The organism is Enterococcus sp. CR-Ec1 (assembly GCF_002850555.1).
GTDB lineage: Bacteria > Bacillota > Bacilli > Lactobacillales > Enterococcaceae > Enterococcus_D > Enterococcus_D entomosocium.
The window spans coordinates 2,204,100-2,227,711 of record NZ_CP025223.1; the positions used below are offsets into that span (position 1 = coordinate 2,204,100).

The 23,612-nt window shown below is 42.1% G+C and carries 21 protein-coding genes; 4 read left to right on the forward strand and 17 right to left on the reverse strand.

Annotated elements, in window-relative coordinates:
- Positions 1 to 23 precede the first annotated feature (23 nt).
- From CXM95_RS10655 to CXM95_RS10680, 6 genes are all read right to left on the reverse strand, one after another.
- Entirely contained in the window at positions 24 to 1,073 is a 1,050-nt protein-coding gene (locus CXM95_RS10655; RefSeq protein ID WP_005235425.1) for an LPXTG cell wall anchor domain-containing protein, read from the reverse strand.
- A 182-nt stretch (positions 1,074 to 1,255) separates the two neighbouring features.
- Positions 1,256 to 2,806, reverse strand: a complete 1,551-nt coding sequence (locus CXM95_RS10660) for an Ig-like domain-containing protein (RefSeq protein WP_101699155.1) — start codon at positions 2,804 to 2,806, stop codon at positions 1,256 to 1,258.
- A gap of 265 nt (positions 2,807 to 3,071) precedes the next feature.
- Positions 3,072 to 5,162, reverse strand: a complete 2,091-nt coding sequence (locus CXM95_RS10665; protein WP_016612230.1) for an ABC transporter permease — start codon at positions 5,160 to 5,162, stop codon at positions 3,072 to 3,074.
- Positions 5,134 to 5,910: an ABC transporter ATP-binding protein gene (locus CXM95_RS10670; protein WP_005235419.1), complete on the reverse strand. Its 777-nt coding sequence runs from the start codon at positions 5,908 to 5,910 to the stop codon at positions 5,134 to 5,136. The genes CXM95_RS10665 and CXM95_RS10670 overlap by 29 nt, the downstream gene beginning before the upstream one ends.
- Before the next feature lie 89 nt (positions 5,911 to 5,999).
- Positions 6,000 to 6,947: a sensor histidine kinase gene (locus tag CXM95_RS10675; protein WP_016612231.1), complete on the reverse strand. Its 948-nt coding sequence runs from the start codon at positions 6,945 to 6,947 to the stop codon at positions 6,000 to 6,002.
- Positions 6,944 to 7,639, reverse strand: a complete 696-nt coding sequence (locus CXM95_RS10680; protein ID WP_008378457.1) for a response regulator transcription factor — start codon at positions 7,637 to 7,639, stop codon at positions 6,944 to 6,946. Before CXM95_RS10680 ends, CXM95_RS10675 begins: the two co-directional genes overlap by 4 nt.
- 162 nt (positions 7,640 to 7,801) lie before the next feature.
- Between CXM95_RS10680 and CXM95_RS10685 the strand changes: the two genes are divergently transcribed.
- The gene (locus CXM95_RS10685; RefSeq protein ID WP_005225804.1) at positions 7,802 to 8,419 is read left to right on the forward strand and encodes an FMN-dependent NADH-azoreductase; all 618 of its coding nucleotides are present in this window, start codon (positions 7,802 to 7,804) and stop codon (positions 8,417 to 8,419) included.
- Positions 8,420 to 8,559: 140 nt separating this feature from the next.
- On the opposite strand, the gene CXM95_RS10690 is transcribed toward CXM95_RS10685, so the two are convergent.
- From CXM95_RS10690 to tyrS, 4 genes are all read right to left on the reverse strand, one after another.
- Entirely contained in the window at positions 8,560 to 8,946 is a 387-nt protein-coding gene (locus CXM95_RS10690) for a cytidine deaminase family protein (RefSeq protein WP_034872565.1), read from the reverse strand.
- 45 nt (positions 8,947 to 8,991) lie between these two features.
- Positions 8,992 to 9,885 carry a deoxyribonuclease IV gene (locus tag CXM95_RS10695; protein WP_005225802.1) on the reverse strand — a complete coding sequence of 298 codons (894 nt, stop codon included), beginning with the start codon at positions 9,883 to 9,885 and terminating at the stop codon, positions 8,992 to 8,994.
- A gap of 88 nt (positions 9,886 to 9,973) precedes the next feature.
- A complete protein-coding gene (locus CXM95_RS10700; protein WP_016612232.1) occupies positions 9,974 to 10,885 on the reverse strand; it encodes an AEC family transporter in 912 nt (303 codons plus the stop codon).
- Positions 10,886 to 10,955: 70 nt separating this feature from the next.
- Positions 10,956 to 12,218, reverse strand: coding sequence for a tyrosine--tRNA ligase (gene tyrS, locus CXM95_RS10705; RefSeq protein WP_008378466.1), 1,263 nt, complete (start codon positions 12,216 to 12,218; stop codon positions 10,956 to 10,958).
- A gap of 262 nt (positions 12,219 to 12,480) precedes the next feature.
- Between tyrS and CXM95_RS10710 the strand changes: the two genes are divergently transcribed.
- Entirely contained in the window at positions 12,481 to 14,919 is a 2,439-nt protein-coding gene (locus CXM95_RS10710; RefSeq protein WP_016612234.1) for a transglycosylase domain-containing protein, read from the forward strand.
- Between the two features lie 142 nt (positions 14,920 to 15,061).
- On the opposite strand, the gene ccpA is transcribed toward CXM95_RS10710, so the two are convergent.
- The gene (gene ccpA / locus CXM95_RS10715; protein ID WP_008378470.1) at positions 15,062 to 16,060 is read right to left on the reverse strand and encodes a catabolite control protein A; all 999 of its coding nucleotides are present in this window, start codon (positions 16,058 to 16,060) and stop codon (positions 15,062 to 15,064) included.
- Positions 16,061 to 16,254: 194 nt separating this feature from the next.
- Here ccpA and CXM95_RS10720 point away from each other — a divergent pair, with 194 nt between their 5' ends.
- Both CXM95_RS10720 and CXM95_RS10725 read left to right on the forward strand, forming a co-directional pair.
- The gene (locus tag CXM95_RS10720; protein ID WP_016612236.1) at positions 16,255 to 17,355 is read left to right on the forward strand and encodes a M24 family metallopeptidase; all 1,101 of its coding nucleotides are present in this window, start codon (positions 16,255 to 16,257) and stop codon (positions 17,353 to 17,355) included.
- Between the two features lie 54 nt (positions 17,356 to 17,409).
- Entirely contained in the window at positions 17,410 to 18,288 is an 879-nt protein-coding gene (locus CXM95_RS10725) for an NAD-dependent epimerase/dehydratase family protein (RefSeq protein WP_034872569.1), read from the forward strand.
- 82 nt (positions 18,289 to 18,370) lie between these two features.
- Here CXM95_RS10725 and CXM95_RS10730 read toward each other — a convergent pair whose 3' ends face one another.
- The 6 genes from CXM95_RS10730 to hprK all read right to left on the reverse strand — a co-directional run bounded on the left by CXM95_RS10730 (position 18,371) and on the right by hprK (position 23,471).
- Positions 18,371 to 19,051, reverse strand: a complete 681-nt coding sequence (locus CXM95_RS10730) for a YtxH domain-containing protein (RefSeq protein ID WP_005235400.1) — start codon at positions 19,049 to 19,051, stop codon at positions 18,371 to 18,373.
- A 14-nt stretch (positions 19,052 to 19,065) separates the two neighbouring features.
- On the reverse strand, positions 19,066 to 19,491 hold the full coding sequence (locus CXM95_RS10735) for a DUF948 domain-containing protein (RefSeq protein ID WP_005235398.1): 426 nt from the start codon (positions 19,489 to 19,491) through the stop codon (positions 19,066 to 19,068).
- A gap of 160 nt (positions 19,492 to 19,651) precedes the next feature.
- Positions 19,652 to 20,569 carry a UTP--glucose-1-phosphate uridylyltransferase GalU gene (galU, locus tag CXM95_RS10740; RefSeq protein WP_008378473.1) on the reverse strand — a complete coding sequence of 306 codons (918 nt, stop codon included), beginning with the start codon at positions 20,567 to 20,569 and terminating at the stop codon, positions 19,652 to 19,654.
- Positions 20,570 to 20,586: 17 nt separating this feature from the next.
- Positions 20,587 to 21,615 (reverse strand): NAD(P)H-dependent glycerol-3-phosphate dehydrogenase, encoded by a 1,029-nt coding sequence (locus CXM95_RS10745; RefSeq protein WP_008378474.1) that lies wholly within the window; start codon positions 21,613 to 21,615, stop codon positions 20,587 to 20,589.
- Between the two features lie 75 nt (positions 21,616 to 21,690).
- Positions 21,691 to 22,521, reverse strand: a complete 831-nt coding sequence (lgt, locus tag CXM95_RS10750) for a prolipoprotein diacylglyceryl transferase (protein ID WP_005235390.1) — start codon at positions 22,519 to 22,521, stop codon at positions 21,691 to 21,693.
- A gap of 14 nt (positions 22,522 to 22,535) precedes the next feature.
- Positions 22,536 to 23,471 (reverse strand): HPr(Ser) kinase/phosphatase, encoded by a 936-nt coding sequence (gene hprK, locus CXM95_RS10755; protein ID WP_005235388.1) that lies wholly within the window; start codon positions 23,469 to 23,471, stop codon positions 22,536 to 22,538.
- Positions 23,472 to 23,612 lie beyond the last annotated feature (141 nt).

A 23,612-nucleotide genomic window follows, 5' to 3' on the forward strand; every position in this document is an offset into this window, starting at 1 on the left:
CTCATGATTTTTGGGTATGTTCGTTACAGCTTCTCATCATAAAATAACTTTCGCTTCAGCCAGTAAAGAAACACAGTCAGAACCACTACTAGACCAAAGAGTAGATAGCGAAGATTGGTAGTTTTGCTGCCGGTTTTCGGTAGTACGGCTGCATTGACCTCCTTGCCACTGCTTATCTCCGTGGGTTGAAGTTGTTCCTTTTTGTCTTGAGAAGATGTTGTCGCTTGGTGCTCTTCTGTACGGACACTAGATGAAACGCTCGCCTGACTTTTCTGGGATTGATTGGCTGGCAATCCTTTGGTTTTCTTTTGTGAATCTGAATGCTTTGACGAAGCAGATTCCTTCTCGGTAGACGTTATGGCTGTCGCTGCGTTTTCTTGACAGCTCTCTGTCTGACTTGGCTCGCTTTTAGTGACTGGTTGGGTGCTGACGGTTTCCGAATCACTGATATCGATAGTGCTTTGTGTGCTTTGGATGTCTTCACTGGTAATTTCAGCCTCAGAAGTCGTTGGACTCGTCGATTGAGACTCGCTAAATTTCGGCTCGATACTACTAGAGGAAGCGCTTGTTGCTACCGTTTCGTTTGAGCTTTTACTTGTCTCAGCTGTCGTACTCTCATTACTGCTTGGCGGTGCGGTTACTTGCCAATGACCGGGCTTCAGGTTTTCAGTTATTGTTGTTTCACCATCATATATAACAACTAAATCAACTTTATCCATACTTTTTATCTCATCAATAGCCATCTCCGCATGGATCCTTAAGTAGTTTTCAACACCTGAAAACCAATCGACTTTCGTTAAAACTGTTTCGCCGATCACTTTTTCACTGTGTCCGTTCCCATCCCAACCATAAGTTAGTAAGACACGAACCTTTTGTGAAGTCAGTGTTTTGTTCGGACGTACCGGAACCGTGATCATTTTCAAGGCTTCGTCATAAATCACTCGGTTCGTTTGTACAGAAAACGACAGATTTCCTCTGGAACGTTCTTTTGCTGAAGTATGATCGAAACCAAACACAAGAATCAATAACCCTATTAGCAGTATTGTGATTAATACACCAACCAGTTTTCTCATTTCCTCACTTCCTAAATGAATATTTCAAGATAACTTGATAAAGAAATTATAATAAAATCTCAGAGAAAACATGCGCCGAAAAAAAAAGGAAAGTGGCCATAAAATGGCATCTTTCCTTTAAATAAGTCTTTATTAATTTTTCTTCCAAGTAATAAAACTGCCTCCAAAATTTCAGTTTCTATCTACCTGATAAATTTACTCCAACCTAACTTCAATGCGCATCCTGCTAAAACCATTCCTATTGCAATCCATAAATGATTAGACACTTCATTCGTTTGAGGAAAGTGCTGTTTTTCTGATTGATTATGCAAATTATTTGTTTTGGATGACTTATTGATCCCAGAGGATGAATTTTCAGGTGACACCGCCCCAGTATTACTAGAACTACTCCTGTTAGTTGATTCGGTGGATTCACTGGTGCTACTGTCGCTACTTGGTTCCGTGCTACTACTAGTGCTACTGTCACTACTTGGTTCTGTGCTACTGCTGGTGCTGCTTTCACTACTTGGTTCCGTGTTACTACTTGTACTGCTTTCACTACTTGGTTCGGTGGTACTACTTGTACTACCTTCACTACTTGGTTCGGTAGTACTACTAGTGCTGCTTTCACTACTTGGTTCTGTGCTACTGCTGGTGCTGCTTTCACTACTTGGTTCTGTGCTACTGCTGGTGCTGCTTTCACTACTTGGTTCGGTAGTACTACTAGTACTGCTTCCACTACTTGGTTCGGTTGTACTACTGGTGCTGCTTTCACTACTTGGTTCCGTGCTGCTGGACTCCCCTGGTTCACCGGTTCCGCCACCACCGCCACCATAGCGTGGCGTATAGCCAGTAATACTGCTTGTTCTTGGCACATCATTGACCACGGCATCAAGGATGCCCCGATTGGTATATTGTTCCAATGAACCATCCGTTTCTGTTTTGTAGGTAATGTAGATCCGTTCCTCCGTATCCCGCAAAGGAATTTCAAAGGAGCCATCACTATTTAAAACGATCGGTACTTGCTCAACATACGTTGGGTTGGAAACGCTGGGTCCGTAAACCACTCGGGCAGTCGTACTGATGAGTGTCTGATGGGGACCTAAAATATCAATAAACGTTCCATCTTTGATCGTCACTTGATTTGTATCAAACGAGTTGATGTACACACGCCAATCAATAATCCGTTTGGGTTCTTGCGTACCTAAATACAGTCCTTGTTTGGTGAGTAAGGCTCCCTCCCCTGTATCATCCACTGCTTGAATAAAGATAGGCACCGATTGCGTTCCATTTACTGTTTCGAAGTTGATGTTGTTGATTTGGTTCTCTGTCACTTCATCGCTGAACTTTGTCCAAAAATAAAAGTCCCCGTGTACATTGGTATTTTGTTCGACAAATTCCGTGAAAACAAAGGTCAACTGATTGCCAACTTGGGTAACATTGACCACTAAGTTGTTATTTTCATCGTATAAAGCATACGTATTATTGACGCCTTCAATCTCAACTGGCAAGGTGACAGTCGCTTTGTCACCGGCTTTTAAATCTCCTAAATCCTCCAAACTCCAGGTCATATCTATTTTGAAGGAATCATCCTTTTCAATACTTGTGATGACCTCGTTGCGGCTATTAACGATCGATACATTTGTGATCAGGTTGGCACCCACATCGGTTTCCCCATAAACAATCCGGATACCAGCAAATAAAGGAATCAGCAACAGTAAGACTGCAAATGCTTTTCCAAGTCGTGTGATCATTGGTCTCCTCCCTCAAATAAGTGCTTCCCTAAATCCATCGACCGCAGCCTTCACTGTACTCGAAATGAATTTTGCATCTGACAGTTGTCGTGTTCTAACAGTGTCTCTTCGTTTGTTTGACAAAATGAGCGTTACTTAATTTTATCTGCTTTTCAATGATTTGCACAATTAAAAGGCTTCATGGATAGAAATTTAGACAAACTAGCTAATAAAAAGCCAAATCCCAATCAGTACAGACTGAAAGAGATTTGGCTTGAAGAATAAATTACTCTGTAGGATCGGCGATCCTATCAATTTGCTGCAAGTACCGATACTGACAAACAAAGTAAAAAACGATTTGGAAAATCAAAAAGAGACTAACAATCACACCATAGTATTGCCATACAGGCAATTCTACTAAAATACGCAAAGCGGTCATTGCCACCGCAAAATGGATCATTGCCACGACTGTTGGCAAGAAGTACATCACTTGCAGTTGGCGTCGCAGAACTTTGTGACGCTCCTTCGGCGACACACCTAAGATATGCAAGGAACGGTGGTACGCCCCATCTTTATCTAAATCTGCAAATAAACGGAAATAGATAATTGAAGCGGAGAAAATAAAGAAAACCGAACCCAGTAATACCGTGATCATTAAGATGATGCCATTTCCTTGACGATTTTCTTGGAAAACTTGGTATTTCGAGGTATAAGACGTACGCATCGGAATGTCTTTTGCTGCTTCTGCCCACTCTTCATCCGTATAGTCACCTTTGGCTTCAAACTCCTGACTGAGCTCTTCGTATTGCTGATCGATCAAGGCATTTTCTTTATCTAAATTCCCATTGAAATCAGATACCAATTCAGGTGTTTCAGCCCATTCTGGATAGTCTAACCAAATAAAACCAGATTCCATATCGTCGGTGGATTTTTGCAAGAGGGCTTGCCACTCCTCAAAGGTTTTATCTGTCACAACTGACAGTCCAAAGTAATCCAGAGAAAGCATTGAGGGACTGTGGACAATCGTAACATCTTTTTTTATACCGGTCTCTGATCCCAATTCGATTGGATAGATACTTGTACGTTCGTTCTCAGGGGCTTCTAGAAGCTGTTTTCGACGTGAATAATTAGCACTAAGTGTCATTATTTGATTATCTGCAACAGAATCAGCTTCCTCACCAATTTGTTTCATTATTTTCTGATAGTCGCTTTCTCGCATAATTGAAAAGCCATTCGTCGTATAGAATGAATCATTCGTAACTGCAGATTCATCAAGATTCGCATATGCCCATAGTAAGGAAACACTATCCGTTACAGGCGCATACCCTTTTTCTTCTATAGCAGTTTTAATTTCGTTTACTTTTCCCTCGGTATGATCGAGGTCTTCTGGCCCAGACCACGGAAATACATAGGCTACACTAATTCCTTGGATCGAAGAAAAAGAAGAACTGCCAATCGCCAGCATCACGGAAATCCCAACGAATGCCACGGAGGTACTAATAGCAATCAGACTATACATCGCCGCATTGTCTCGCATGCGAAAAATCCATTCGCTGATAGTCAGCATCCGAGTCCCTCGTAAGAAGGTCGGGCGTTTCTTTAATCGTTTCAATAGAAATACGCTGAACTGATGGAATGACAAAATCGTGCCCGCAACAGTCAACAAGACTCCTAGCATAAGCGGCAGCATCGAGTACGTTTGGTAGCTAAAATAAAAGACCGATCCATAGCCAATTAGTAACAGCACAATTCCTGAAAAAGCCAATGCCCAATGGCTTTTTGGTTCAGGACGTGGCTTTTCATTTTCCTTGATCAATGAGATAATCTGTTCTCCTTGCAAGGCGCGGGTACTGAAAAAGGAGATCAAGAGAAAAATAAAGACATAGATCCCAAAGGTCAATCCTAAACCTTCCATAGGAACCATAAATTTCAGTCCTTCTGTTAGATACATGACATTTTGCGCAATCAGCAGCAATAATTTCGTCAATAAAATCCCTAACCCAATACCGGTCACTGTGGCACAGGTTCCTAAAAGGGCATTTTCGACAAACAAAATCTTTCGCAGATCTTTTTCTTCGATCCCCAAAATCAAGTAGATTGCCAGATCACGTTTGCGTCGTTTTAAAAAGACCACAAATGTATACCATAAAAACAACAGCGACAGTAAAGCGATCACCACAAGTGCGACGGATAGACCGACCTTCGCCAATTCTGAAAGTGTACCGCTATTGGACAAATTTTCTTCCAATTGCGGATGAAAGAGCAAAAGACTAAAGATATAAAACACCATCGCCGCAAAGGCGCTACTGACGAAGTAGGCCGCATAGGTTCGAAAATTCCCCCGCAGATTACGAATGATCAACTGTCTGAAATTCATGACGGCGACCTCCTAAATGTGCTAGGACTTCAAGAATTTTTTGATAAAATTGCTGTTGATCAGCCCCGCGATAGACTTCGTTATACAGCTTTCCATCTTTGATGAAAACGACCCGATCAGAAAAGCTGGCAGAATAAGGATCATGGGTGACCATCATGGTGGTGACCTTAAGTTGCTTGTTCATCTGACTTAGTATTTCCATGACATCTCGTGCTGCCTTTGAATCAAGATTGCCCGTCGGTTCATCTGCTAAAAGCAATTCCGGTTGATGGATCAAAGCTCTAGCAATCGCAACTCTCTGCTGCTCTCCACCGGAAAGCTGATAGATGCGTTTGTCTTTTTTCTCATAGATCCCAAGCTCACGTAATAGCTGTTCCGAACGTTCTTTCATTTCAGGAACGGGCACCCGATCCAGTGTCAGTGGTAAAATCACATTCTCAAGCACGCTCAACGGCGAAAGTAAATTGTAGTTTTGAAAAACAAAACCTAGTTGCCGACGACGAAACTCCGCGAGTTTTTGCTTAGATAATTCTAGGGGCTGCTCGCCCTTGATGATCACCGAACCTGAAGTCGGTTTATCCAATGTTGCCACCAAATTCAGCATGGTGGTCTTGCCACTGCCAGATGGACCCATAATGCTGATAAATTCTCCTTCTGGCACTTTGAGATCGATTTGCTGTAAAACCTCAACAGACACTTCCCCTGTGTAGGTTTTCGATACATTTTTCAATTCTAGTAAAGCCATCATCTTCACTCCTTTGCTACCAGTTTAGCAGGCGGCACCGCAATCAGTTATCGATTTCATGATAGAAAGCTTACAAAATTGTAAGAAAGCCTTCACCTCCGAAATGTTAGGGTAACCGTCGTGCCTTGATTCTCCATAGAGGCAAGCGACACATCGATATCTAATTGCGTACTGATCGTTTCAACTAAATAAAGACCGATCCCAGTTGCCTCTCCTGTTTGCCGACCATTCTGACCTGTATAAAAGGGGCGAAAAACCCTTGGCAGATCCGCTTCTGCAATTCCGCACCCTTCATCTGAGATCGTCAATTTTCTAGAAAAAGGATCGATCTCAAAATAGACCTTACTGTCTGGCTTTGAGTACTTGACGGCGTTGCTGATGAGCTGAAAGAGCAAAATACCTAGCCATTTTTTGTCTGTTGTCACCGTGATATCCGCTTCACTCATCAGCTTCGGATAGACTTCACTGCGAATAAAATTCCGCTTCTGGTCACCGATACTGTGTTTTAACAATTCCAACAGTGAGGCTGACTCGATAACGAAGTCCTCTGTGAAATCTTCCAAGCGCACAAAATTCAGCGCAGTCGCCAAGCCACTTTTTAAGCGATCTGTTTCAGCTAAAAGATCGTAGCTGTCGACCTCCTCACTTTCAGCCATTAGCGCTAACACTGAGACAGGTGTTTTCATTTGATGAACCCAGATATTCATGAAACGAATATGATTTTGATGGTGCTGATCTAGTTCTGTCAGCCGTTCTTGCTCTTGCTGTTCTTGTGCATCGAACTGCTTGCGCCATTGCTTGGAAAGGTAGCCATTGCTTCGGTGAGTCGCTCTTCCATGCTTGATATAATGATAAAATGCAGTATTGGAAAGGTAATCTACCAAATAAACAAGAACAATGAACAGCCCGAATAGAAGCAGACCATAACCAATCACGAGGTAATTTCGATAGCCATCCAACCAAATCACCAAAACGAACAATGAAATGGCTAGGAAGGTAACGAGTAGTTTAGGTAAATGAACACTTGCATATGCTCTCATTCTTCTGTACCTACTACCGATAAGGCGTAACCCTTGCCGCGAATCGTTTGGATCGGATCATTGATGCCCATTGCCGCCAATTTTTTTCGCAAACGGCCGACATTGACAGAAAGCGTATTGTCATCAACGAAGCGCTCATCATCCCATAATAGATTTAAAATCCGTTCCCGTTTGACCATCTCTGGGTGTGCCGACATTAACAGGGTCAATAATTCTCCTTCTCGAACAGTCAGCCATTCACTGGCTTCACGATAGACCATCTTCAACGCTTCCGGATAATAGGTCAATTCGCCAGCCTTCAAGCTTCTCGCCCGATCAGACTGTGCATAATCCCCATAGACTCTGCGAATATGGCTCTTCACTTTAGCCAGCAGCAAGTCATAAGAAAAAGGTTTGACCAGATAATCATCAGCACCGTATTCTAATGCCATCACTTGGTCCATATTGCCGTCACGTGCGGAGATGAAGAGAATTGGAACCAATGAATGTTCCCTGATTTTTTGGCACCAATAAAACCCATCATAATAAGGCAGATTGACATCTAACAAAACCAAATCAGGTTGGATCAGCAAAAATTCAGCTAAAACCGCAGCGAAATTTTCCGGAACAAAGGTTTGATACGCATAGCGGGATAATTGATTTTCCATCATTTTGACTAACGATTTGTCATCTTCGACCACGAATATTTTCATAGAACCCCTCCTGTTTTCTCTAAAGTTTACCAAAACTACGTGAAAAATACCGCAAAATTCCAGCTTTTTTTAAAAAAGTACACTTATTTATTGTAAGCAAAATTATTTTATAGTATACTACGTTTTGTGATTAAAACTTACTTAAAGTAAAGGTGGAAAAAAATGAAAAATATTTTAGTTGTTAAAGCCAATAACCGTCCTGATGGAGTATCTGCAAAAATGTTTGATACGTTCGTTGAAAATCTTGATACGAACAATGTGGACGTTGTAACCTTTGATGTGTACGCACAACCAATGCCTTATATCGGTCAAACGTTATTTGAAGCATTTGGCAAACTTTCACAAGAACAAGAATTAAACCAAGAAGAACAAGAATTGATGACTGTCCGTCAAGACGTGATGAACAAATTCGCAGCAGCAGATACCATCGTTTTCGCTTTCCCAATGTGGAACCTAACGATCCCAGCAGCTTTGCACACATTCATCGACTATATCTTCCAAGCTGGCTTTACTTTCTCTTATAACGAAGATGGTTCAATGAACCAATTGTTGAAAGACAAAGAAATCGTTCTATTGAATGCCCGTGGTGGTGTTTACTCAGGCGAAATGAGCGCAATGGAAAACGCTGTAACCTTTATGGAAAAAGTTTTCGGTGGTATGTTCGGCATGAACATCACAGAAGAAGTAATCATCGAAGGTCACAATGCAGATCCTTCTAAAACAGCAGAAATCATTGCTGAAGGTTTAGAACGCGTAGCAGCAGCTGCGAAAAAATTCTAATCATTGCTATCGATCAACTCCTCAACAAAGCGCTATTGCTGGTTGAGGAGTTTTTTTATCTAAACATGTTGATCGTCCATTGGATCGATAAAACAAAGATGCCCCTTAGAACAGAGCGGTCTAAGGGGCTAAATCTCTTTTTATTTTGATGCTTTCCAATCAAAAGGCAACAGCTCTTCTATCGTCATTATTTTTCCTGCTGCGATCATGACCTGCGTGTTGTGGTTGGCAGGATCCAGCTGGCTGATGAATTCACGGCAACGACCACAAGGTGGGATCGGCTCACCTGCCGAATTGATTGCAACCATCTGTAACACCCGCTGCTGCCCATCGGTGATCATTTGCGCAGCCGCAGCTTGTTCGGCGCAAAAACCCATGGAACAGCTGGTATCGATACAGATACCTGTATAAATCTGTCCATCTGCAGTAGCCAGAGCTGCCGCGACACTCCCTGCTTCTGCAAATTGAGAGAGCTGTCTGAATCCCAGTTTTTGTTTCGCGGCATCGATCAGCAACTGAAAGTCCATTTTTCTTCCTCCAATAATAAGCTGGCTCATGGTTAAATGAACCGTTTAAGCACCCGCCATGATTTTCGTCAATAGCTCAGGATCAAAGGTCTTTTCCCGCAGCATCGCGATTTCATAGCCATAAGGGGCTTTTTTATTCTTTTTGTCTTCGCCAACATAGGGTGTTTCCAAAATTTTCGGTAACGCTGATAATTGCTCATGATGAACGATCTTATTCAAGGCTTCAAAGCCGATCGTGCCAAAACCAATATTCGCATGTCGGTCTTTGTGGCTACCCTGTGGATTTTTTGAATCATTGACATGGATGACCTTCAAGCGATCCAACCCGATGATTTTGTCAAACTCGTTTAACACGCCGTCAAAGTCTTCTTTGACATTGTAGCCGGCATCATTCGTATGACAAGTATCTAGTGTAACGGATAACTTTTCATTTAAGGTAACGCCATCGATAATTGCTGCCAATTCTTCAAAACTGCGACCAATCTCGGTGCCTTTACCTGCCATTGTTTCTAATGCGATCTGGGCGGTTTGATTTTTTTCAAGGACCTCGTTCAAGCCTTTAATGATCTGCTTGATCCCAGCTTCGGGTCCTGCACCGACATGGGCACCGGGGTGCAACGTGATTTGAGTTGCACCTAAAGCTTGGGCTCGTTGGATTTCTTCTTGTAAGAACGAAACGGCAAAGCCAAAGTTTTCTGGTTTGATGGTATTACCTAAATTAATGATGTAAGGGGCATGGACAACGATATTCGAAATTCCCTTTTCCGTCATAAAATCTTGTCCAGCTGCGATCTGCATCTCTTCGATAGGTTTGCGCCGCGTGTTTTGCGGAGCTCCGGTATAGATCATAAACGTAGTAGCTTGATAGCTAGCCGCCTCTTCTGCTGCTCCTAAAAGCATTTTTTTGCCGCTCATTGAAACGTGTGAACCAATCAACATTTTTCTTTTCCTCCTAAATCTAGTCTTCTCTATTATCGATAAAAGCACCTTGTAAAGCGATTATTTTGCTCATTGCCGTATTTTTTTATCAAGCGAGTCCAAATAACATCAGGACACCCGTCATTAGCGGCATACTTATCAAAAAGCTAATGGAAGAAACAAATCCCACCGCCTCTTCCTCCATCCCAGCAATCACGGAATTAATGACCCCAAATAAAGGGATCGGAGCAAACACTAACAAACAAAGTACTGGTTTTAATAAAACTGGGATCGGTAAAACATAGAAAGCCGCGAACAGCACGAAAGCTAGTCCGTAGCGTAAGCTTAAAATTTTGATTACCGTTGGCGTAGTGTGCTTCGGTAAGCGGAAATCCAAAAATAAGCCAATCATAAACATGGACAGAAACGTATTTGCGATCCCGATTGGCTGAACGAGCGCCAAGGCTGACTCGGGAATCCTCCAATCCGCACTGCGGATAATCAGCATCACTAGATAAATGGTAAATGTTGGCGAGCGCAGGAGATTCAAAAAGATTTTTCCTGGTTCAAACGTCGTCCGCTTTCCAATCAAGAACTCGATGAAAATCGTCGTTCCCCCTGCCAACATGATACTGTTCCCCATATCAAACAGCGAAATCAGTGGAATCCCTAAAGGATAAAAACTTTGGGCAAAAGGAATTGCAAAATTGCCGATATTAAATCCTGACCCGCAGTACATAGCAAACTGTTGCAGCGTGTTCGATTCTTTTTTGGTCAAGAAAAATGCGAAGAGGATCTGGACGATCGTAATGATCAAAGCGATCACAATCAAACTAAGCGCACTGACTTGTACTTGCATTGAAGCTAAATTCAAAATGATTGCTGCCGGTAACGTCACATTCAAAATAATTTTGGATAAGATCGAGCCATCCGCTTTTGAAAGGACATTTAGCCGTTTAAGAAAATACCCTAAGAAGATCATGGCAAATAAACCGGCGGCATTCAACACTATATTTCCCATTCCAACAAAGACCCTTCCTCTACAAAAATTTGAAAAAAAGCGAACCAACAGGTCGGTTCGCTTTTTGCGATTAAAATGTTAATAAGAAATATTTTTTCTTGCCACGACGAATCACGACGTATTTTCCACCGATCCGATCACTTGCTTGGATCTCGTACGTTAGGTCTTGGACGCGTTCCCCATTGATGTAGATGGCCCCATTTTGTACGTCTTCTCTTGCTTGACGTTTTGATGGTTCGATTTTAGCAGTCGTCAACACTTCAACGATGTTCAAAGAATCATCCGCTGTTACCTGATGACTAGGAACCCCTTTAAAGCCTTGTTCGATCTCTTCAGCGTTCAATTCTTTGATATTGCCGCTGAATAAACTTGCTGAGATGCGTACGGCTTGTTCATAAGCCTCTGCCCCATGAACCAAAGTAGTGACTTCTTTTGCCAAAGCTTTTTGTGCTGCTCGAGATTCTGGTGCAGCGTTAAATTCAGCTTCGATCGCAGCGATTTCTTCTAATGATAAGAAGGTGAAATATTTCAAGAATTTGACTGCATCACGATCATCCGTATTGATCCAGAATTGGTAGAACTCGTAAGGCGTTGTTTTCTTGGCATCTAGCCAAACCGCATTGCCTTCTGTTTTCCCAAATTTCGTTCCATCTGCTTTTGTGATCAATGGCATAGTCAAACCGAACCCTTGGACTTCACGCTCACGACGCAATAATTCGATTCCAGAGGTGATATTCCCCCATTGATCGCTACCACCTAATTGCAACAAGCAACCGTGGTTGTCGTAAAGGTTCAAAAAGTCATAGGCTTGTAAAAGCTGGTATGCAAATTCGGTGTAGGAAATTCCTGTTTCGATCCGACGTTTGACACTTTCTTTGCTCATCATGTAGTTGATGGTAAAGTTTTTCCCCGTGTCCCGTAAGAAATCGATCAGTTTCAATTCCCCTAACCATTCATAGTTATTGGCAATGATGGCAGGATTTTCTTGGTCATCAAAATCAATAAAGCGAGATAATTGGCTTTTGATACTTTGTGACCATTCCAAAACGGTATCCAATGTGTTTAATTGACGTTCTTGATCTTTAAAGGATGGGTCACCGATCATTCCTGTACCGCCACCAACTAATGCGATTGGCACATGTCCGTTTTGTTGGAAACGGCGCAACATCAAAATAGGCAATAAATGACCAATATGCAGGCTATCTGCGGTAGGATCAAAGCCGATATATAGTTTCACAGACTCTTCATTTAATTGTTTGGTCAAGGCTGCTTCGTCTGTGGTCTGATGAACTAATCCGCGTTGCTTTAGTTCTTCAAAAAAGTCTGTACTCATTCTTTCTCCTCCTAATAATTGCTTCATTGTTCATCTTAACTGAAAAAGAGGGCAATGAAAAGTCTTTCTCTCAAAGTCCTTTACCAAAAAAGAAACTTTTAGGCAAATCAGTTCGTTTTCCCTTATTATCGCTGGTTCAATACAAATACCAACTGGCATTTTCTCGCACACTTCTTTCGATAACAGATAGGGTGCTACCCAAGCGCCTTGTTTTTTGCTATAATTACACGGAATCTATTCTAATTTATTGAGGTGACTCTTTTTGTCCCAGAAAACGAAAAATCAAAAGAATACAGAAAACAAAAATAGAGGCTGGTTCTATTTCAATATCAGTCTTAGGGTTTTACATGCCTTGTTCTTAGTGGCTATTTCTTTACTGGTGCTAGGCGGTTCTTTAGCTTTAGGGATCGGTGCCGGCTACTTTGCTTTTCTTGTGGAAGATACCGCAGCTCCTTCTAAAGATGAGTTGCAGAAAGAACTGACCGACATCACAGAGACTTCTCAACTCGCATACGCTGATGGCAGTAAAATCGCAACGATTCGCTCAGATCTGATGCGAACGTCGGTTAATTCCGATCAAATTTCAGACTACTTGAAAAAAGCGATCATCGCAACAGAGGACGAATATTTTAATATTCATAATGGCGTCGTACCAAAAGCAGTCGTGCGGGCATTATTATCCGAAGCGACAGGCTTTGGCGGCAGCGGGGGTTCCACTTTGACCCAGCAGCTGGTGAAACAACAAATCCTTTCCAGTGAAACGACCTTCAAACGCAAAGCCAATGAGATTTTATTAGCCATGGAAGTGGAGAAATTTTTCGATAAAGATGAGATCGTCACCATGTATCTAAACATCTCCCCTTTCGGCCGGAACAATAAAGGGCAAAATATCGCAGGTGTGCAAGAAGCGGCGCAAGGAATTTTTGGCGTTAACGCAGCTGACCTGTCTTTACCGCAAGCAGCCTTTATTGCGGGTCTGCCACAAAGCCCGATCGTCTACAGCCCTTATACAAATACGGGCGAGATCAAGGAAAACTTGACCGCTGGCTTAGAGCGGAAAGACTTCGTGCTCTTCAGTATGTATCGTAACCACGATATTACGAAAGAAGAATACGAAGAGGCGCTTAATTATGACTTGAAGCAAGACTTCAAAAAACAAGAAGCCATTGAACAAACGGATCAAAGCTTCCTTTATTACACAGTGTTAAATGAAGCAAAAGACATTATTGCCAAACAGCTGGCAGATGAAGATGATGTCAGTGACGAAGAATATGCCAAAGACGAAACCTACCAAAAATACTTCGAATTGGCGCAGCAAAAACTAGTTAATGGTGGCTATACCGTCACATCAACGATCGATAAAGATATTTATAATGCGATGCAAGATGCCGTCGATAAATACGGCTATATGTTAGACAACTGGGGCGACTCCACCATCGAAGTCGGCAATGTCATGATGGACAATGCCACCGGGAAAGTATTAGGCTTTATTGGCGGTCGTAACTATGCTGACAATCAATTCAACCATGCCTTTGATGCCAAACGCCAAGCAGGTTCAAGTATCAAACCAATGCTGGTTTACGGACCGGCGATCGAAAGTGGCTTGATGGGCTCTGAATCAATGGTTTCTGATTATGCCGCAAAGTGGCGGACAGGAGAAAACGCCGGTGAGCCGATCGTCAATGCCACAAACCGTGGAACCAATACCTTCATGTCGATTCGTGAATCTTTGGAGGTTTCCAGTAATATCGCAGCGACAAATATTTTCCAAGATCTGTGGGAAAAAGAAGGCGATCATTTTTATGCCTATTCAAATTATTTGAGCAAAATGGGCTATCCTGAAGATAACAGCTGGGCATATGAATCAGCGCCATTAGGGGTTACCGATGTCACAGTGTTGAATCAAACAAATGGCTTCCAAACATTTGCCAATAACGGTGTCTATCAGCAAGGCTACATCATCGAATCAATCAAGGATAATGAAGGCGAAGTGCTTTATCAGCATGAAGCCAAACCGGTCCAAGTCTTTTCTGAAGCGACAGCGTCCATCATGACCGACATGATGCGTAGTGTTATCGATGAGCAAAAAACCAGTTCCTTTAAATCGGTTATCAGCGGATTAGATTGGAACCTCGGGAATGCCGATTGGGTCGGTAAAACTGGGTCTACCAATAATTGGTCTGACTCTTGGCTAGTCGTTTCCACCCCATCGATCACCATCAGCAGCTGGTCAGGGCGGGATGACAATAAAGCTACCGATAGTGCAGCAGGAACTCGGACAGCCAATTACATGGCTTACTTGATCAATCGTATCTATCAAACAAACCAAGAAGTCTTTGGTGTAAATCAGAAGTTTGAACTTTCTAGTGATGTCAAAAAAGCTCAAGTTTCCAAGTTTACTGGTACCCAACCAGGCGGAACCGTGCGAGTCGATAATCGAACCTATACGAATCCAAGTAGTACCGTTACTTCTTATTGGGCAACTGGCGGACCAGATACGGTCGATTTCAAATTTGGACTCGGTGGTTCAGATGCAAACTATGCTGACTATTGGAAAAAAGCATCTTCTAGCCGTTCAACAAATCGTTCGTCGAATACATCATCGAATAACGCATCCAACAATGTTACACCTACTGCAAATGATGACGACGAGGACGAGCAAGAAAATAACCAACCTAATACAAATGATGATGATGACTGATCAGCCTTGTGCTGATCAGTTTTTTTATACAAAAAAAGTGTGGGTAGAAAATCCATAGATTTTCTACCCACACGAACGATCGTTGAAGCAAAAAGTGGAACAGCAAAGCGTTGCTCCACTAGTCTTTTTATTAAATCGCTACTTATTTCGTAGAGCTTTTTTCTGAAATACCGTAAGGCAAGACGATCGTTTTTTGTTCTACATCTTCTTTGTTCATCATTTTAGTTAATAGACGCATCGCAACGGCACCCATATCATACAATGGTTGCGTCACACTTGATAAGCGTGGACGAGCTGCTTCAGCCAATAATGAGTTGTTGCTGGTGATGATCTCGAAATCCTCAGGAACTTTAACGCCTTTGTCTAACAAACCATCTAAGACGCCGATCGCTAACTCATCGTCTGTAACATAAGCTGCTGTTGCACCACTGTTGATGATGCGATCAACTAATGCTAAGCCTTCTTTAAAGCTGTATGGTGATTCAAAGATCAACCCTTCAGAATAGTCAAGGTTGTTTTCTTTCAAGGCTTCTTTATAGCCTTTCAAGCGGTTTTGGCCATTGATTGGATCGATCAAAGCACCGCTGACAAAAGCGATTTTTTGATTGTTTTTCGCCAATAACGAAACAGCATCTTTGGCAGCTGCTGTGTAATCGATATTGACACTTCCTACTTGTTCATCAGGATCGATCGAACCAGCTAAAACGACTGGAGTTTTTGAGCGAGAGAATTCCCCGCGAATTTCATCCGTGATGCGATGACCCATGAAGATAACGCCGTCTACTTGTTTTGCTAACAAGTTGTTCAATACGTTGACTTCTTTCATCGTATCGCCATCAGAGTTGGCTAAGATGATATTGTATTTATACATGGTCGCTACATCATCGATCCCACGAGCAAGTGATGAGAAGAACATATTGCTGACATCAGGAATGATAACACCAACAGTTGTGGTCTTTTTACTTGCCAACCCTCGAGCAACTGCGTTTGGACGATAATCCAAGCGGTCGATCACTTCCAGCACTTTCTTACGAGTTGCTGGTTTTACATTTGGATTTCCGTTGACTACCCGTGAAACAGTTGCCATCGATACATTCGCTTCCCGTGCAACATCATAAATCGTAATTGTTTGTTTTTCCATGATATATCTCCCTTATTCTATTTTCAGAAAATCTTATTTACATTTCTTTGTTAGGATAGCAAATTTTTTCTGGATTTGCAACCGTTTTAATTTTGTTTTCATGAAAACTTAGCAATTTCCTACTTTCCCCTCCCCTATTCTCTTCGAAAGCATGATAAAATAGAAAAAGAATACTTGAAAGAAGGTTTTATCAAATGAATGATAAAAAAATCAATGAGTTAAATGCCTGGTTGAAAACCAATGGCGCCGATGTTGCCTATATTTCTAATCCAGCAACGATCGCTTATTTTTCCGGTTTTAAAAGTGAACCTCATGAACGGGTCCTTGCTTTGTTCGTCGCACCTGGAAAAGATCCCTTTCTTTTCACACCAGCTCTGGAAGTAGAAGAAGCAAAAAATAGCGGCTGGCCCTTTGACATTATCGGTTATCTCGATAGTGAAGACCCTTGGGCGAAAATCTGCCAAGAATTGACCTCTCGTTACGAGGTTTCTTCCTTGGCATTAGAAAAAAATGACCTTTCCGTCGAGCGCTATGAAGCATTGAAACGGTTCTTGCCAAAAACCGATTTTTCTTTAGATGTGACCCCGGTGATTCAAAAAATGCAATTAACAAAAACCGCGTCTGAGATTGACACCTTACTAGAAGCTGGCAACTGGGCAGATGTTGCTTTTGAGGTTGGGTTTGCTGCCATCAAAGAAGGCGTTAGCGAAATGGAAATCGTAGCAGAAATTGAGTACGAGTTGAAAAAACGTGGGGTTTCCCATATGTCCTTCGATACGACCATATTAGCTGGTGCCAATGCAGCAAGTCCTCATGGCGTACCTGGGGATCGCAAAGTGACTGCTAATGAACTCGTCTTATTTGATTTAGGAGTCATCTGGAAAGGGTATTGCAGCGATGCAACCAGAACGGTTGCCTATAAAGAACCGACTGCATTACAAAGAAAAATTTATGACATCGTTCTTGAAGCAGAACTAGCGGCTCAAGCAGCGGTCAAACCTGGGATCACCGCTGGAGAATTAGACAAGATCGCTCGTGATGTGATTACGGGTTATGGCTATGGCGACTACTTCAACCATCGTTTAGGTCATGGCATCGGGACCACGGTTCATGAGTTCCCCTCTTTGATCACTGGCAATGATTTAGTGATTGAAGAAGGCATGTGCTTCTCTATCGAACCAGGGATTTATTTGCCAGATCAAGTCGGTGTTCGTATTGAAGATTGCATCTATGTCACTGCAGATGGCTGTGTACCATTTACCAAAACAAAAAAAGAATTGTTGATTTTATCTTGATTCTTTTAATGAAACGGCGCAATATGTTGTAATTACATGAAAAGGAGTGTTCTTATGAGTAAAAAAGTGTTAGTTTTAGGCGGCACGCGTTTTTTCGGTAAATATTTGGTCCAATCTTTAGTGGATCAAGGCTGTGATGTCACGATCGCTACCAGAGGGAAGACGACTGATTCTTTTGGGGATCAAGTCAACCGACTTGTCTTTGATCGCACGGATGAACAAAGTATCAAAACGACGTTGACACAAGAAACCTATGATGTTATTTACGACAATATTGCTTATACTTCAAATGATATTGAGATTCTGTTGCGTCATGTAACACCCAAACGCTACATTGTCACTAGTTCGATGTCTGCCTATCATGAACTGCACTTCGATTTGAAAGAAGCGGATTTTGATCCTGCCAAAGAAGCGGTCAAAATTGTTTGCTCTGAGGAAGTCAATTATGCTGAAGGCAAACGAACCGTTGAAGAGATTCTTACCCAAAACTACAGTCAGATTCCGTCCGTTTTTGTCCGCTTTCCTTACGTGATCGGTGCAGATGATTATACAAAACGTTTTGCCTTTTACATCGACCATCTGATAAAGCAAAAGCCAATGGCTGTCGATAATCTAACGCATCAAATGGGCTTTGTCGATGCTGAAGAAGCTGGCCAATTTTTAGCGTTTTTAGGTACCAGCTCTTTCACAGGACCCATCAACGGTGCGTCAAAAGGCACGATTTCTTTAGAAGAAGTGCTGCAATACGTAACGGAAAAAACCGGTCTTTCCCCTCTCTTTTCAGAAACAGGTGATCAAGGCCCTTACAATGGTACACCTGTTTATTCGATCAATGTTGCTCTCGCTGAGGGAATTGGGTTTCCATTCAGTCAACTGCGGGATTGGATCTATCAACTTTGCGATTGGGAAATCACCCAAGCATCAAACGAATAGCTACTGAAGTCACGAAAAACGTTCGCCGATTTAACTGGCGAACGTTTTTATCTTTTAAAGTAATCAAATTTTGTATCCTTGCTTATGCTTCAGGATTGTTTTTTTCTAATGTATCTTTTAATTCTTCTTTTGCATCTTCCAAGTCAGCTTTAGCTTCTTTTGTTTCTGCTTTCGCTGTTTTTTTGGCATCATCCGCTGCTTTTCCAGCTTCTTTTTTCAAATCAGCTGCGGCTGCTTGACCGTCTTTTTTGGCTTCTTCAACTACAGGTTTTGCTTCTTGTGCCCCTTCTTTGACGGTTTGTTTCATATCCGCTGCAGAAGATTTTGCATCAATGATGATATCTTGGACTGTATCATCTGCATCTTCTTTGGCATCTTTCGCTGTTTCTTTCACATCGCTTGCTGATTTTTTGAAGCGTTCTGATAGATCACCTGCTTGTTTCTTTAACTCTTCAACGGTTTCTTCTGATGAACCAGCTGCTGTTTCTTTTAAGTCATCGACTTTCGCTGTTAAAGAACCGGTAAAGTCAGATGCTTGCTCGCTTAATTTTGCTGCTTTATCTTTAGCGATATCGACAAGATCCGTACTTCTTTCTTTGGCTAAATCACCATAATCAGATGCTTTATCTAATAAATCGTCTGCTTGTTTTGCTAATTTATTTCTTAATGTTTTACCAGATTCTGGCGCCAACAAAAGTGCTGCTGCTGCTGCCGCTGTTCCTCCGATGATTGCTCCTAATAAAAATCCGCCTTTTTTACTCATTGAAAGTCCTCCTTTTATTTTTGGTTATTTTTGTCTTTGAAAAATTTCATGGCTGTTTGACCGACTTTTCCAGCTACCGTTGCTTTGGCAGTGGTCCGGCCAAGACTACCCACGCGCGTAATTAAATTTTTTCCAGAAACATTTAGTTCTGAAACACTGGTACTTAGATCTGCAACTGCTGTGAACAAAGGATCGATGGTTGCGACTTTTCCGTTCACATCTTGTAAAAGCTCATTCGTTTTTACCAAAAGACCTTCAACCTCTTTTGAAAGAATATCAACGTCTTTGGTAATGACACGGATGGTTGTGTTTGCTTCTTCGACCGTTTTGTCTACTTTGGTCATTGTCTTGCTGACTTGCATCAACAAACGAACGACGAAAATGACCAATACGACAAATGCGATCGCAGCAATCAATGCAGCTAGTTCTCCTCCTGACATAGAATGGCTCCTTTCCCCATTTACTTATATTAAGAATAGCATTTCACTGCACTTTCTACAAATAAAAGACTGCATTTTTAAGAAAATTATCCGCTTTCAACAGGAAATAATAAAAAAACAAAGCAATTTCATCAGAAATTGCCTTGTTTAGGAGTTTTTGTTATTTTTTTGACTCTTTCGGTGCTTCTTTGACTTCTTTTTGAGCCGGAGCTAGTTCTTTTCCTAACTCGATCAAATACTCTTTCAAGTTGTCCTTGACTTCAGGGTGTACTAAACCATACTCAATACTTGTTTTTAAGAAACCAAATTTGTCTCCTACATCGTAACGCTTGCCGGTAAATTGATGAGCAAACACGCGTTGGGTTTTGTTTAATGTGTCGATGGCATCCGTCAATTGGATCTCGCCGCCAGCACCAGGTTCCTGATTGGCTAAAATATCAAAAATTTCAGGGGTCAGCAAGTAGCGACCAATAATTGCTAAATCACTTGGCGCATTTTCTGGCGCTGGTTTTTCAACAAAGTTTTTGACATTGAACAAGCCTTTTTCAACTTCCATACCAGGATCAATGATTCCGTATTTTGATGTATCTTCATGAGGAACATCCATGACAGCGATCGTTGATGCATGCGTTTTTTCATAATTATCGATCAGCTGTTTCGTCAATGGCACTTGATCTTCCATCAAGTCATCACCTAGCATGACTACAAACGGTTCATTTCCGACAAATGCCCGCGCCTGTAATACGGCATGGCCTAATCCTTTCGGATGAGATTGGCGAATGAAATGCAGATTTACGTCAGTTGTTTCTTCCACTAATTTCAAAAGCTCTGTCTTGCCTTTTTCTTTTAGATTCATCTCTAATTCTAAATTGGCATCGAAATGGTCTTCGATCGGACGCTTTGCTTTTCCTGTTACGATCAAAATATCTTCGATCCCTGATTGTAAAGCTTCTTCCACGATAAATTGGATCGTTGGTTTGTCAACGATCGGCAACATTTCCTTTGCCATTGCCTTTGTAGCTGGTAAAAATCGGGTACCTAGACCGGCTGCTGGGATAACTGCTTTTTTGACATTCATGTGACTCGCTCCTTTAATCATAATGATTGATCTACCGTAAATTCGTTTTCTTCTTTGCCGTCTCGCAGCATAATATCTTTAGCTGCTTGCTTGATGTCTTTGCCTTCATACAAGACCGAATAAATCGTTTCTGTGATTGGCATTTCCACTGACAAAGCTTCTGCTAATTCGCGGGCAGCTTTGGTGGTTGAAACTCCTTCAACGATCATGCCCATATTGTCTAACACTTCGTCTAAGCTATGGCCTTTTCCTAATAGGTTTCCGGCACGCCAATTCCGCGAATGGACACTGGTACACGTGACGATCAAATCGCCAACACCACTCAATCCGATAAAGGTTAATGGATTTGCACCCATTGCCACACCGAGACGACTGATTTCTGCTAACCCACGGGTCATGATCGCAGCCTTCGCATCATCCCCAAAGCCCAGTCCAGCAATCGCTCCGGCACCAATAGCGATGATGTTTTTCAGCGCGGCGCCAGTTTCGACACCGATCACATCGTTATTGGTGTAGATTCTAAAGTAATCATTCATAAATAGCTCTTGTACATATTTAGCAGCCGATTCATTTTCTGAAGCTGCCGTGATCGTGGTAATATCATGGACAGCGACTTCTTCGGCATGTGATGGTCCTGACAGGACAACGATTTCTTGCCGTTTATCGGCTGGGATCTCTTCGGCAAGTACTTCTGAGATTCGTTTATGACTGCCTTGTTCTAATCCTTTTGAGGCATGGATGATGACTGGTTTACCGGTTGTCTTCTTAGTGAATTCTTGTGCCACGGCACGAATCGCTTTGGTTGGTACTACAAACAAGACAGCATCTGCCCCTTGGATCGCCTCTTCTAGATTTTTGCAGCCTAAAATATTTTCAGGTAATTTCAAATCAGGCAAATAATGCCGATTGGTATGATACGTATTGATTTCATCGATTTGGGCGGGATTGTTGCCCCAAATAGTCACTTCATGTCCGTTTTCAGACAAGACTTGTGCCAAAGCAGTCCCCCATGATCCGGGACCTAAAACGGCGATTTTCTGTTTCACTATGGAAACCTCCTCTATCCTTTTCGCAAATTCATGCACTTTATCATTTTACCATAATTTCGATAAAATAACTGTTTAGATAATCGTTTGGTTTTTGCCAAAGCTGCGATTGTAGTCTTTTAAAGTTTGGTTTTTCCGACGCCAGATCAATAGCCCAATCGCTCCAAAGAATAATAAAGCGGAAAGTGCTTGTGACACACGGATATCCCCAAATAAGTATAAACTATCGGTGCGCATTCCTTCAATAAAGAAGCGTCCGAACCCATACCAAATTAAGTAGCTCAAGAAAACTTCGCCTTCTTTTAATAACCCAGTTTTCTTGCGCAAGAAAATCAAAACGATAAATCCGATCACATTCCAAACCGATTCATAAAGAAACGTCGGCTGCCGATACGCTTCGTCGATATACATATTATCGATAATAAATTTCGGTATATACAAACTTTCTAAGAAGGAGCGGCTGACTTCTGCTCCAAATGCTTCATGGTTCATAAAGTTGCCCCAACGCCCGATGCCTTGTGCCAATAGGACACTTGGTGCGGCGATATCTAAAAAGGTCCAGGGAGAAATAAAATTTCGTTGGCAGAAAAAGTACAGCCAAATCCCCCCGGCGATCAATGCACCATAGATAGCGATCCCACCAGACCGAATATTGAAAATTTGACTTGGGTCATCAATATAGTATTGCAAGTCAAATAGAATATAATAAAGCCGTGCACCAATGATCGATACTGGCAATCCAATCAACATAAAATCAGTCACATCATCTGGCTTGAGCCCGACACGAACCGCCTCTCTCGTGCTTAACCACATAGCAATGATCACGCCTGATACGATAATGATCGCATACCAATAAATCGGCAAACCAAATAGTTCAAATGCGACTCGATTTACTAAACCTAACATCTATCTTATCCTCTCTAGTTTCCAGAATTTTCTTCGATCAATTGCGTCAATCGATTTTCAAAGGTCTTCGTAGCATCATAACCCATCGTTTTCGCCCGGAAATTCATGGCAGCAACTTCGATAATGATCGCAACATTTCGACCAGTTTTTACGGGGATTTTGATTTGTGGTACATCAACGCCACCAATTTCAACCGTCGTATCATCGGTTCCTAGTCGATCATACTTTTTGTCTTTCGCCCAAGCTTCTAAATACACCGCTACTTGAACCTGCATATACCCTCGTACGGCACTGGCACCAAAAAGATTCATGACATCGATGATCCCGATTCCCCGGATCTCGATCAAGTGTTGCAAGATTTTCGGCGGTTCCCCCACCAAAGTCAATTCATCTTGCTTATACACATCCACACGGTCGTCAGCGATCAACCGATGCCCACGTTTGATCAACTCTAATGCTGTTTCGCTTTTACCAATTCCGCTATCGCCTTGGATCAAAACGCCCAAGCCATAGACATCCACTAATACCCCATGGACACTGGTTCTTGTTGCTAAACGCCCATCGAGAAAACTAGAAAGCTCTCCTTGCAGACGTGACGTTGAGATGGGCGAACGTAGAATCGTAATCTCATGTTCTTTGCAGGCTTGAATCATTTCTGCTGGTACTTCCAAGCCGCGAGAAACAATAAATCCCGGTGTATCATCGGCACACATTTTGCGCATCACCATCAAGCGTTCTTCTGGCATCATTCGTTCCGCAAAGGTGATCTCTTTGCTGCCGAATAATTGCAGACGATCATGGGAATAGTAATTAAAATAACCCGTCAATTCCAAACCAGGTCGGGAAATATCGCCGGTAATGATTTCTCTTTCTAAACTGTTTTCAGTTCCTTCAACTATCTCTAAATTTAAAGCCTCCGCCAGCTCGCTGACTTTGACGGTTTCTGCCATAGGTTTTCCCTCTTTTCTCAATGATTCTTGCCGCTGCTTCTTGTAAACGACACTCTGGTTCTATTTTATCATTCTATCAGTAAAGTTACTACCTTCGCCAATAGAAGTCCTCATTCTTTTTCGTTTGTGTTATTATTTTAC